This is a genomic window from Acinetobacter sp. Swhac1, from assembly GCF_013390985.1.
Lineage (GTDB): Bacteria > Pseudomonadota > Gammaproteobacteria > Pseudomonadales > Moraxellaceae > Acinetobacter > Acinetobacter towneri.
The window spans coordinates 1-12,163 of sequence record NZ_JACASN010000030.1; the positions used below are offsets into that span (position 1 = coordinate 1).

At 41.1% G+C, this 12,163-nt stretch carries 11 protein-coding genes; 6 read left to right on the plus strand and 5 right to left on the minus strand.

What is annotated here, in order from left to right:
• Positions 1 to 450: 450 nt before the first annotated feature.
• Positions 451 to 1,020 carry a peptidylprolyl isomerase gene (locus HX743_RS13165; protein WP_154321226.1) on the minus strand — a complete coding sequence of 190 codons (570 nt, stop codon included), beginning with the start codon at positions 1,018 to 1,020 and terminating at the stop codon, positions 451 to 453.
• Between the two features lie 98 nt (positions 1,021 to 1,118).
• Between HX743_RS13165 and HX743_RS13170 the strand changes: the two genes are divergently transcribed.
• The gene (locus HX743_RS13170; RefSeq protein WP_131261891.1) at positions 1,119 to 1,790 is read left to right on the plus strand and encodes an acetoacetate decarboxylase family protein; all 672 of its coding nucleotides are present in this window, start codon (positions 1,119 to 1,121) and stop codon (positions 1,788 to 1,790) included.
• A 40-nt stretch (positions 1,791 to 1,830) separates the two neighbouring features.
• On the opposite strand, the gene HX743_RS13175 is transcribed toward HX743_RS13170, so the two are convergent.
• Entirely contained in the window at positions 1,831 to 2,904 is a 1,074-nt protein-coding gene (locus tag HX743_RS13175; protein WP_131261892.1) for an alpha/beta hydrolase, read from the minus strand.
• A gap of 220 nt (positions 2,905 to 3,124) precedes the next feature.
• On the opposite strand from HX743_RS13175, the gene HX743_RS13180 reads away from it, so the two are divergent.
• From HX743_RS13180 to HX743_RS13200, 5 genes are all read left to right on the plus strand, one after another.
• Positions 3,125 to 3,628 (plus strand): hypothetical protein, encoded by a 504-nt coding sequence (locus tag HX743_RS13180; RefSeq protein WP_104852794.1) that lies wholly within the window; start codon positions 3,125 to 3,127, stop codon positions 3,626 to 3,628.
• Between the two features lie 566 nt (positions 3,629 to 4,194).
• Entirely contained in the window at positions 4,195 to 4,767 is a 573-nt protein-coding gene (grpE, locus tag HX743_RS13185; protein ID WP_256732321.1) for a nucleotide exchange factor GrpE, read from the plus strand.
• A gap of 121 nt (positions 4,768 to 4,888) precedes the next feature.
• On the plus strand, positions 4,889 to 6,826 hold the full coding sequence (dnaK, locus tag HX743_RS13190; RefSeq protein WP_154321227.1) for a molecular chaperone DnaK: 1,938 nt from the start codon (positions 4,889 to 4,891) through the stop codon (positions 6,824 to 6,826).
• Between the two features lie 219 nt (positions 6,827 to 7,045).
• Positions 7,046 to 7,960: a matrixin family metalloprotease gene (locus tag HX743_RS13195; RefSeq protein ID WP_178319437.1), complete on the plus strand. Its 915-nt coding sequence runs from the start codon at positions 7,046 to 7,048 to the stop codon at positions 7,958 to 7,960.
• A gap of 140 nt (positions 7,961 to 8,100) precedes the next feature.
• On the plus strand, positions 8,101 to 8,478 hold the full coding sequence (locus tag HX743_RS13200; protein ID WP_178319451.1) for a hypothetical protein: 378 nt from the start codon (positions 8,101 to 8,103) through the stop codon (positions 8,476 to 8,478).
• 70 nt (positions 8,479 to 8,548) lie between these two features.
• On the opposite strand, the gene HX743_RS13205 is transcribed toward HX743_RS13200, so the two are convergent.
• The 3 genes from HX743_RS13205 to purE all read right to left on the minus strand — a co-directional run bounded on the left by HX743_RS13205 (position 8,549) and on the right by purE (position 12,162).
• A complete protein-coding gene (locus HX743_RS13205) occupies positions 8,549 to 9,835 on the minus strand; it encodes a lytic murein transglycosylase (protein WP_214129022.1) in 1,287 nt (428 codons plus the stop codon).
• Positions 9,836 to 10,513: 678 nt separating this feature from the next.
• Positions 10,514 to 11,635, minus strand: coding sequence for a 5-(carboxyamino)imidazole ribonucleotide synthase (locus HX743_RS13210; protein ID WP_178319438.1), 1,122 nt, complete (start codon positions 11,633 to 11,635; stop codon positions 10,514 to 10,516).
• 14 nt (positions 11,636 to 11,649) lie between these two features.
• The gene (purE, locus tag HX743_RS13215; protein WP_004969800.1) at positions 11,650 to 12,162 is read right to left on the minus strand and encodes a 5-(carboxyamino)imidazole ribonucleotide mutase; all 513 of its coding nucleotides are present in this window, start codon (positions 12,160 to 12,162) and stop codon (positions 11,650 to 11,652) included.
• Position 12,163: the final 1 nt, after the last annotated feature.

The following is a 12,163-nucleotide window of genomic DNA, read 5'->3' on the forward strand; positions in this document are numbered from 1 at the left end:
CAAACTCTTCAGTTAAAATCATTTTGAAGCTTTAATCTAAACTTCCAAATCTGGCTCATCAATTTTCTGACTTAAATTTCGCTCAAATAAACTTCGAGTAATTTAAACCAATCAATCAATGAAATATGTTCGATCGATCAATCAGTAAAAATCCACACAAGTTGTTCTTCATAATCTCTTAATGATCTCAATTTCTGCCTCGTCAGCAGAAATTTTAACGCAAAACACTTCTAACAACTTAACCCTGTAAGCTAAGTTCGTAGGCTGTTTCGCGTCGGGATGTGTGCATTATAGGGCAATTTCCTACACGTGCAAGTGCTTTTAACTGCTTGTTTTCACGAGTGTTGGATTTTTACGCACTATTTTGGTTCAAAAACACACAAAACTCGCACTAACCCTATAATTTTAAATTAAAAATATGTTTTTCATATTTTTACAATCTAAATCCGCTTATTTTGTTGGGGCAGCCTCTTTCACTTTCACACTGAGTATTTTTACCGCTTGTTTCGGTACATTTTGATGCATGCCATAGTTGCCTGTTGGTACTTTTACAATTTTATCGACAACATCCATACCTTTAGTGACTTGACCAAATACCGCATAGCCTGCGTTACGTGGACTTCGATTTAAGAAATCGTTATCTACCACATTAATAAAGAATTGGCTGCTGGCAGAATCAGGATGATTCATACGTGCCATCGCCAAGGTACCACGGGTATTTTTCAATCCATTACTTGATTCATTACGAATGGTCGCTTTGGTTGGCTTTTCTTGCATATTGGCATCCATACCACCGCCTTGCACCATAAAGCCTGGGATAACACGATGGAAGATCGTACCGTTATAGAAGTTTGACTTGGCATAGTTTTCAAAGTTCTTTGCAGAAACTGGGGCTTTGTCATTAAACAGTTCGATTTCAATATTGCCCATGCTGGTTGTCATTTCTACCACGGTGTTGGCTGCCATCGTATTGAAGCTGATAAGCATTGCTGCCATGGTAAACATACTTTGTTTTAACATTTGCTGACCAATCCATCTGTGTTGTATTTGCATTGCATCTATATTAATAAGATTATGCGAATAAATCAGTGGTTATTTTTTATCACGCTGGAAAACTTATGTATAAAAATAATTCAGATCAGAGCCGACTGTGTCCAGCACCTTGGCAACTTCAAGGTGAAGCCTATATTTTAAATTATTGGCTCAGCCCACAATTTTTAAAACAGGCACAACCTTTTGGCTTAACACCTTCTTTTTTAGGACGTCTTGTTCAAGTCATGTGGGTGCGTTATCACGCTAGCCCCATTGGTGCTTACGATGAGCTGCTGATTTTAGATCATCCTTTATTTAGGCAGCGTCGTTTATCTACTATTCCTAAAATTTTCGTTTCAACCGAGTCTTCTGTGCAACACGGACAACAACTTTGGGGCATTCCTAAACAACTGGCAAGCTTTGATTGGAATATTCAAGATCGACAGATAAGTTGCAAAATACAACACGCAGATTTGCAACTCGCCATTCAACTTGAAAAATGTAATAAGCAACACGGCTTTTATATTGATAGTCGCTACATCCCTGCTGCACTTTTAAAAATTCAGCAAACATGGCAAGGGAAATCCTATCAATTTAATCCTTCTTTTCGCGGCAGATTAATTCCACTCAAATATACATCTTGGCAATCGAATCCAAGTTTGTTTCCTGATTTTAATCAGGCACGCTTCATCAATGGTTTTTACGTGCCTGAATTCGAGCTGACTTTTCCTGAAGCCGAAATCTCTACTCTGGTTTAATTGTTCCACGTGAAACAGATGAACAAAACCAACCTAAGATTTAGCTACGTGGTCGATCCCAAAATTTTCTAAAGTTTTTACACATTTCAATGCTGATTTTTTTGGCGCGACGCGACACAAAGGTCATGCTAATAAAACCATGTGTTTGATCTAAATATTCTACATATTTTACCGTGACAGCATGTTGACGTAATTTATGTGCATAAATTTCAGCTTCATCATGCAAAACGTCATGCCCTGCTGTGACCACAAAGGCAGGCGCTAGTTTTTTCAATTTGCCAAAAGTTGGCGAAATGATTGGATCATCCAAAGCGACCTGATGCTGTGTGACATAGTGCTGGGTGACAAAATCAATATCTTGTCCCGTCAACACCAAACCATCTTTATAAGCAAAGAATGAAGGATGGCGACTCTTAAAATCTAAGGCTGGATAAATTAAAAATTGTGCGTCAGGTGCATAGGCTGAATGAGCACTACGCTGTGCAACCACCGCTGCAATATTACCACCCGCACTATCGCCTGCCACCGCTATGCGATTTTTTAAAATTTTCATTTCTCGACGATGTTGATATGCCCATGCCAAAGCATCTTCACAGACTTGAATAATCTGCTGTGGACTAGCTTCAGGCGCGAGTGGATATTCCACACTCAACACTTGTGCATGGGCATGTACCGCCATTAAGCGGCAAAATTCGTCATGACTGTCTAAACCACCCACCACAAAACCACCACCATGATAAAACACGATTAAAGGCAATTTTTTATGTGGTGCAGGATGATAATAACGCGCTGCGATATTGCCACTGGCTAAGTTTAAACGGATTTCTTCAACTCGTTTGACCGCAGTTGGAGTGCTCAGAATAGATTGCATTTGTCGATCAAATGCCTGTCTAGACTGTACAGGGTCAGCACCAATAAAACCAATTTTCCCTTGTTTTAATTGTGCCGCCATCATGCATTTAATAAATGGATCAAGGTCTGGATAATGATACGGATAACCCAAAGCTTGAGCCAAAGTATGATGTACTCGACTTGGTAACTTATTTAATGCACGTGCAGCAGCACCTTGTCCTTTGTGCAATTTATTTTTGAGAGATGAATTCAAAATTTGCATGCCTGTTCCTTTTTATATGTCTGCATGATTTGCCTAAACGCTTCATAATTTCTTCATGATCAACAGCACAGTGACCATTTTGTTATACAAGTGCTTCAATCGTTATACACATTCAAATTACCTATACGCTACCCTGCTTTTATGACGCTGTCATTGACACTATTGCGGTCTATGATTGATGTTTCAGACAAATTTACCTCATCGGCTCAGGAGGCAGAGCATGACAAAAAAATTGATCTTACTTTCGTGCGCAACTGCCATTTTAGCCGTAGGTTGCGTGGTCGTGCCTGACGAAGGTTACTACGATGGACGATATGAGCCACGCTATGACCGTCGCTATGATGATGATCATCGACGTTATGACAATGATCGGCAGCGTTGGGAATATCAACAAGGTAAAAATCGGGTTGAGTTAGAGCGTCGTAAACGTGAACTAGAACGTCGTGAATGGGAACAAAAACGACAACAGCAATTACAGCAACAACGCTATGAACAAGAGCGACAACGTTTAGCAGAGCAGCGTAAACGCTTATCGGAACAGCAGCGTAAACGCTTATCGGAACAGCAGCGTAAACTGCTTGAGCAAAAGCGTAAGCAGCAAATTGAAGCTGAACAAAAAAAGCGTGAGGAAGCACGTAAACGCTGGCAACAACAACGTGATGCACAACAAAAGCGCTGGCAGGAAAACCGTAAAGACCGTGAACAACGACGTGATCGTGATTGAGTCTTGCAGCAAAGCAAAACAAATGAGGTAAAAAAAGGGCTTATTCAGAAGTTAGATAAGCCCCGAAAACACATTTAGCAATACACAAGAAACTACAGCGATATAGCATCTATGCGCAAAGAATAAGCAGTGTTAGGTTTTGTGTAAAATATATAATTACTCTCGATTAAGTTGTTTTAGCGATTAATCAACCAAAACTTAAAAACTCTAATCATACGCATGCACAATATAGTGAACAAACACCCAGTCGAATCCTGTTGATAAAACAGTGTTTTTAGCTATCTCCGTAATAAAAGCACTGGTTTAGCTGAATAATCAGCTCCCTATTACCATACTTTTTTAAACAAAAAAATATTATAAGTTTCAAAGTTTAATTTGCTTCATTCATCCGCCGACATCTTGATTCAAAATGTATTGTTTTGACCAAATTTCATGGCAATGAAAATTAATCTACTGGCACGCTTGAATTTTGCCTGCCCTGCCCCGATTTCTTAGCTAATTACGAACTTCTCTAACCATGGCAGTTCAGCAATAACGCAGTTAGCACTGACGCCAAAGGACTGTACATGTTTAAAAACCCATTTAAACGGAGTAAATCAATGGCAACTGAGCAGAACGAACAAACTCAAGACCTTGAGCAAGAGCAGACGGAACAACAAACAGCGCAAGATACTGAGCAAGCAGAAGTTTCCGTTGAGTCTTTACAAGAACAACTGAGCAAACTTGAAGAAAACCTAAAATTGGAAAAAGCACGTACTGCCAATGCAGTTTACGAAGCGGAAAAAACCAAAGAGCGTTTAGAACGTGAAGCAGATACAGCTAAAAAGTTTGCTTTAGAAAAGTTTGCTAAAGAATTATTGGATTCTGTAGACAACCTTGAGCGTGCTATTGCCGCCAATGGTGATGAAAAAACTGCCTTGTCTGAAGGTGTGGAACTGACCTTGAAATCATTACTGACCACTTTAGAAAAGTTTGGTGTGGTGGTGATTGATACAGCCAATGGTTTCAATGCAGACCTGCATCAAGCCGTAGGGATTGATCCAAATGCAAAAGCCAATGAAATTGGCAACGTATTACAAAAAGGCTACACCTTACATGGTCGCTTACTCCGCCCTGCAATGGTGATGGTTGGCGCTTAAGCCTTATAAAATCGAGAGTTGATAAAAAATTTTCATCTAAACAACTTGAAAAATTTTGATTGGCTCTCATATCGAATAACAAGTGAAAACATTGCAAAAGAATTTTTGAGGAAACATCCAAATGGCTAAAATCATTGGTATTGACTTAGGTACAACTAACTCATGTGTAGCGGTACTTGAAGGCGACAAAGTTAAAGTAATTGAAAACGCAGAAGGCGCACGTACAACTCCATCTATTATTGCTTATAAAGATGGCGAAATTCTTGTAGGTCAATCTGCAAAGCGTCAGGCTGTAACTAACCCGAAAAACACATTATTCGCAATTAAGCGTTTGATTGGTCGTCGTTATGAAGACCAAGCGGTACAAAAAGACATTGGTCTTGTGCCTTACAAAATCATCAAAGCAGACAATGGCGATGCTTGGGTTGAAGTGAATGACAAGAAACTTGCACCACAGCAAATTTCTGCAGAAACTTTGAAAAAGATGAAAAAGACTGCCGAAGATTATTTGGGCGAAACAGTTACTGAAGCCGTGATTACTGTACCTGCGTACTTTAACGATGCACAGCGCCAAGCAACCAAAGATGCGGGTAAAATTGCAGGCTTAGAAGTTAAACGTATCATCAACGAACCAACTGCTGCTGCGCTTGCATTTGGTATGGACAAGAAAGAAGGCGACCGTAAAGTTGCTGTATATGACTTGGGTGGTGGTACTTTTGACGTATCGATCATTGAAATTGCAGACCTTGATGGCGACCAACAAATTGAAGTGTTATCAACCAACGGTGATACCTTCCTTGGTGGTGAAGACTTTGACAATGCCTTGATCGAATACTTGGTTGAAGAGTTCAAAAAAGAGCAAAACTTCAACTTGAAACAAGATCCATTGGCATTACAACGTCTGAAAGAAGCGGCTGAGAAAGCAAAAATCGAGCTTTCATCTTCAAATGCGACTGAAATCAACTTGCCATATATCACTGCAGACGCAACAGGTCCGAAGCACTTGGTGATGAACGTGACTCGCGCCAAACTTGAAGGTTTGGTTGCTGATTTAGTCGCTCGTACCATTGAGCCATGTAAAGTTGCGCTACAAGATGCAGGACTTTCAACTTCTGACATCTCTGACGTGATTTTGGTGGGTGGTCAATCACGTATGCCACTTGTACAACAAAAAGTACAAGAATTCTTTGGCAAAGAGCCACGTAAAGACGTAAACCCAGACGAAGCTGTTGCAATTGGTGCAGCAATTCAGGGTGCCGTATTGTCTGGTGACAAAACTGACGTATTGCTTCTAGACGTAACTCCGTTAACGCTTGGTATTGAAACTATGGGTGGCGTGTTGACGCCAATCATTGAGAAAAACACCACGATTCCTGCGAAGAAATCTCAAGTGTTCTCAACAGCGGCAGACAACCAGCCTGCAGTAGACATTTCAGTTTACCAAGGTGAGCGTAAAATGGCTCAACAAAACAAATTGTTGGGTAACTTCCAATTAGGTGACATTCCACCAGCGCCACGCGGTGTGCCACAAATTGAAGTTTCGTTCGACATTAACGCTGACGGTATCTTGAAAGTGTCTGCAAAAGACAAGAGCACAGGCAAAGAACAATCGATTCAAATTAAAGCAAACTCTGGTTTGAGCGATGCTGAAATTGAAGCGATGATTAAAGATGCTGAAGCAAATGCTGAAGAAGACCGTAAGTTTGAAGAACTTGCAAAAGCACGTAACGAAGCGGATGCTTTAGTTTCTTCTGCTCAAAAAGCAGTAAAAGACCTTGGTGAACAAGTGACTGCCGATGAAAAAACTGCGATTGAAACTGCAGTCACTGAGCTTGAAGCGACAACCAAAGAAAATGATGTAGATGCAATCAAAGCAAAAACTGAAGCATTGCAAAACATCATCATGCCAATTACGCAACGTGCGTATGAAGCTGCACAAGGTCAAGGCGGTGCACAAGGTTTCGACCCAAATGCATTTGGCGGTGACGCAGGTCAACAAAAAGCCGATGATGGCGTTGTGGATGCTGAATTCACTGAAGTCAAAGATGATAAAAAATAATTTGTCGCTTTAACGCACATCAAAAACCGCGCTGCAAGCAATTGCAGCGCGGTTTTTCTTTTCGATATCCATACACTGACTTCAAGATTTAAATGAAAGAGCACAGACAATTGGACGCTCAACCGAGTACAATAGATAAAATGATGCTCTAACTGCAAATAGATTGAGTTTCTGCCCTGCTTTCGGCTACAGTAAGTCAAAAAAGGAAGTTGCTTGGCGATGCGTTTGTTTCTGTTGGGTGTAATCATACTATTTTCTATCTTGATGATTTATCAAAATATTCAGCATCCGCATACACGGCACAATACTGCACTGGATCGTTTACAACACCCTTTAGATACTCGCTTACGTTATCGTATTGCTGAAGTCGACCCGCGTTTTGGCTTAAGCCATGCCGATGTACTACAACTAAGTCAGGAAGCCACCCAGATCTGGTCACAAGGGACGGGACAAGATTATTTTGTATATGATCCAAATGCCAAGCTCGCTATTCACTTGATTTATGATCAACGTCAAGACGAATCAAACCAACGACAACAGCAACTTACAGTCATTCAACAACGCCAACAACACTGGAATAATCAAAACCATAATATTCAAGCACTAAAACAAGAAATTGCAGATAAAAATCGACAGCTTGATACCAAAAAAATGCAATTTGAACAACAACTTAAACAATACAATCAACAAGTACAACAGATTAACCAAAGTGGTGGGCTACATCCTTCGCAACAGGAAGTTTTTGCAGCCAAAAAACAAGAAATACAGCAAAACATGTGGAGTTTAGAACACGAAATAGCGCAATTTAATCAACAAATTAACCAGCTCAACCAACAAGTCGATGCCCTCAATCAACTTAATCAGGACATTGATATTTCCATCCAGCAATTTAATGCACGTTTTCAGCCACGTTTATTTGATAAAGGCAGTTTTGATGGTCAAGCCATTCGGATTTATGAGTTTCAATCTAAAGATGATTTACGCTTAACTCTGGCGCATGAATTCGGCCATGCTTTAGGTTTAGCACACCATAATGACCCTTATGCCTTAATGTATCCAATGCTAAAAGATCAGCAGTTGCAGAATTTCCAACTGCGCCCTGCCGATCTCGATTTACTCCATGCACGGCATTAAGCAATTTGGCAAACTGAAGTGACTAAAACACAAAACTCCCCTCACCCTGTACGATAGTTGCATATCCCTTACACGCGCAAAGGCAGCAAATTTACTCATTTCATGTTATTGTGAAGGCTCTGTATAACCCTGAACGATCTGTGGAGATTCATGTGAGTTACTACCATATCCTGATTGAAGTAAATGACCACATCAGCACGATTGAACAAAGCCGTGATATCGAAATTTTTGATATTGTTGAGCTTCAACCTTGTCTCCACTCTATTTTATTGCCGTATTTGAATGAGCAAGTAATTGAACTTGAAGATGAAAATATTGAATACAAAGATATTTTGCATCTTGAGGTTAGACAGACCTTATTACCAATTGAACACCTGATTGAAGAAGAACAGCGTTTGCTGCCAAGTGATACCGACATTACCATTTCAGCTTATGAAATTTTTAATAACAAAGAATTAAGCCAAGATGTCACAACTGTGATTTTTGATTTACTTGAAGCGGTGAAAATTGAACCTTAAACACCTATTTTAAGACAGAAATTAAAAAGGTCTGCATATTCGCAGACCTTTTTTATGCAATCGCAACAACTTATTGCATCATTTGTTTGGCCGCTTCATTACGAAACGCTCTTAAAATTTGCTGCCCTGCCCGACCTGTTGCAGCCAAACCGAGTCGGATCTGTTCCTGACGAATCGCTTGACGGGTTTTGTCGCCAATTAAACCATCCACTTCACCAATGTCATAACCACGACTTAACAAAAAGCGTTGAATTTCACGACGTTCTGCGCGGGATGTACCTGCATCATCGGTTGGCCAAGCGGTGCGGAATGCAGACTGCCCCACTAAACGATCTGATAAATGCGCAATCGCTAAGGCATAACTTTCTGCTGCGTTATAGCTATAAATGGCATCGAAGTTTCTAAACACTAAGAATACAGGGCCATTCGCACCTGCAGGTGCCATCAAGCCTGCCTGACTACTGCCCGATAAATTGCCCTGAATTAATGCCGAACCATCTGCACGAGTCAACCCACGATTAACCCAACTGCTGAGGGATTTTTTATTGCGTCGCCCTTCACCACTCAAAGACATGCCTGCAGGCACTTTGACTTCAAAGCCCCACGGCTGCCCTGTTTGCCAGCCGCGACGTTTTAAAAAGTTAGCGGTGGAAGCCAAAGCATCTGGAATACTAGATACTAAGTCACGGCGACCATCACCATCAAAATCGACCGCCAACTCATCATAGGTCGATGGCATAAACTGAGTATGCCCAAACGCCCCTGCCCATGAGCCTTTTAATTGTGATTCAGTGACATCACCACGTTGCAATAAACGCATGGTGGTAAAAAACTCACCTCGGAAATAGCTTTGACGGCGTCCTTCACAGCTCAAGGTACCTAGCGCTTGCAATAATGGATAGGATCCTGAAATCGCACCAAAGTTACTTTCTACACCCCAAACCGCCACTACGGTTTCTGCAGGTACGCCATAGGCTGCTGCAACACGATTGAGCACATCACGGTGCTGTGCCAATTTCTGCTGTCCTGCCTGCACGCGCTCATCATCGACCAAGCCTGAGAGATAATCCCAGATTGGCGTAGAAAATTCAGGTTGGTAATTTAAACGCTCAATGACGGAATAATCTGGGCTGAGATTTTGAGTATAGCGATCATAACTGCTGCCACTCACCCCTTTGGCAATGGCTTGGCTGCGTAAATTGACCAAACAACTTTGAAAATGGTTTTGTGGTTGAAAATTTGCAGATGTACTGACCGTTGGTGTTACGGTGACAGATTTTCCATTGATAATCAGTTCTGCCTGAACCTGAGTAGCTGCCATTGCAGCTGTCGCAAAAATCACAGCGAAACGATGCATAATACCCTTTGATGTGTTTTGAATTTAAATCTTGGCTTTACCATAACACCTTCAGCCACAGAGATCAGATGAAAATCTGTAACTTTAAATTCATTTACACAGTTTTAAATTCATTTTCTCGTTTTAAATTTAAAACACTTATCCACAAGTACGGCATCTCACATTTTTAAATTCAAAATCACAACACATGATAAGACTTTTAAATTTAAAAGTTTAAATTCAAATTAAACCAACCCAAGTTATCCACAAAACACGACATTCACTGCATATTTACGATGTATTACTTTGAATTTAAAAGTAGCTTTTTAAATTTAAAGATCAAAAGATCCGCTACTTTATTTAAATTCAAAACTGCAGATCTATCTTTAAATTCATTTCTGATATTTAAATTCAAAGTTGAAGCATCGCTTTAAATTTAAAACGCGCTATTTGAATTTAAAGTTTTGAATTCATAATTATCATCTGTTTCCCATCAGACTTGTGCGCATTTTTATTTTAAGTATTGCTTTGCTACGGTGATGGTTGCTTATTCAGCCTGATCTATCTTAATCAACCTAAAATTACAGCGTCAATCCTAGACAGATTAACGGTAGAACACCTTAAAAATGGGCAGAATAAAAAATGTGAGAGCATAAAAAAGCGCTCATCGTGATGAGCGCTTTGGCGTCATTTTTAAATTTACAAGCTCATATCAGCACTGAGCGCCAATGGATTTGGCAAAATTTTTGCCAATTGGCGGCATAAATCTGTCAACTCAGCAGCATCATTCGGCATTAAAGTAATATGCCCAATTTTACGACCTTCACGCTCAGTTTTATTGTACAAATGCAAATGTGCGCCATTCAATGCCAACACATCTTCAGTTTTGGGATGCTGACCAATAATATTGACCATCACCGTTGGACGTACCACTTCAGTTGAGCCTAACGGTAAACCTGCTACAGCACGAATATGGTTCTCAAACTGCGAACACACCGCGCCTTCAATTGACCAGTGACCTGAGTTATGCACACGAGGTGCCATCTCGTTGGCATACAAGCCCTTGTCAGTGACAAATAGCTCTAACGTCAACACACCAACATAATTTAAGTGATTGAGCAGGCGAGTGATGTAGTCTTGCGCCACAGGCTGTAAGTCTGCGCTGTTTGGTGCTGGTACAATCGAATGCGATAAAATACCGTTGTGATGATGGTTTTCTGCCAATGGCCAAGTTTTTACTTCACCATTTTGACCACGCACCGCAATAATAGATACTTCACGTGAAAAAGTAACAAAACTTTCTGCAATCAAGCTGCCTGCAGGGCCAAGTTCTGCCCATGCTTGTTCAATCTGATCTGCACTGCGCAAGACAAACTGACCTTTGCCATCATAGCCGCCTGTTGCGGTTTTTAGCACAATTGGCAGACCAAGTTCAGCTACAGCAGCCTGTAAACTTTCCAGCGAGTTGACCGCTTTATACGGCGCAACAGGAATCGCCAATTCATCAAATAAGCCTTTTTCCAGCAAGCGGTTTTGGGCAATTGCCAAAGCCTGACGTGGTGGATGCAAGTCTTTGTGCTTAATCAATACATCAACATCAGCCAACGGAGTATTTTCAAACTCAAGGCTGAATACATCGGCACTGTGTGTAAAATCTTGTAGGCTATTTTCGCTTTTGCTGGCAAAAACCTGACCCAAGGTTGCCGCTGGGCAATCTGGACTGGCTTCAAAAAAGGTACATTGAATATTTAAGGGTAAAGCCGCTTGTGCCATCATGCGACCCAATTGACCGCCACCAAAAATACCGATGGTCTTATCCATAGTAATTGTCCCGCTTAAGCCTGACCTGGAATATTGTTGCTTGAAACTTTCTCAGTTTGCGCGGCACGGAAATTGACAACATTTTGTGCAATCTCTGGACGGGTTAAACCTAAAATTTGGGCTGCCATAATTGCCGCATTGGTTGCTCCCGCAGGACCAATGGCCAATGTACCTACCGCAATACCTGCAGGCATTTGCACAATTGAAAGTAATGAATCGACACCATTTAAAATTGAAGATTTCACTGGCACACCCAAAACAGGTAAATCAGTTTTAGCTGCACACATACCTGGTAAGTGTGCGGCACCACCAGCGCCTGCAATAATCACCTGAATGCCACGATCACGCGCTTGTTCAGCATATTCAAATAAGCGATCTGGGGTACGGTGTGCAGAAACGACTTCCGCTTCAAATGGGACACCAAGCTGCTTCAGCATATTGGCAGTGTGTTCGAGAGTTGCCCAATCCGATTGAGAACCCATGATAATTCCAACGAGAGGAGCGTCTTGTGCAGCGGCCGCGTTCATT

Coding starts and splice junctions, on each gene's coding strand:
- HX743_RS13165 (WP_154321226.1), bottom strand. CDS start 1,020: ATGTTAAAACAAAGTATGTTTACCATGGCAGCAATGCTTATCAGCTTC.
- HX743_RS13170 (WP_131261891.1), top strand. CDS start 1,119: ATGTATAAAAATAATTCAGATCAGAGCCGACTGTGTCCAGCACCTTGG.
- HX743_RS13175 (WP_131261892.1), bottom strand. CDS start 2,904: ATGCAAATTTTGAATTCATCTCTCAAAAATAAATTGCACAAAGGACAA.
- HX743_RS13180 (WP_104852794.1), top strand. CDS start 3,125: ATGACAAAAAAATTGATCTTACTTTCGTGCGCAACTGCCATTTTAGCC.
- grpE (WP_256732321.1), top strand. CDS start 4,195: ATGTTTAAAAACCCATTTAAACGGAGTAAATCAATGGCAACTGAGCAG.
- dnaK (WP_154321227.1), top strand. CDS start 4,889: ATGGCTAAAATCATTGGTATTGACTTAGGTACAACTAACTCATGTGTA.
- HX743_RS13195 (WP_178319437.1), top strand. CDS start 7,046: ATGCGTTTGTTTCTGTTGGGTGTAATCATACTATTTTCTATCTTGATG.
- HX743_RS13205 (WP_214129022.1), bottom strand. CDS start 9,835: ATGCATCGTTTCGCTGTGATTTTTGCGACAGCTGCAATGGCAGCTACT.
- HX743_RS13210 (WP_178319438.1), bottom strand. CDS start 11,635: ATGGATAAGACCATCGGTATTTTTGGTGGCGGTCAATTGGGTCGCATG.
- purE (WP_004969800.1), bottom strand. CDS start 12,162: ATGAACGCGGCCGCTGCACAAGACGCTCCTCTCGTTGGAATTATCATG.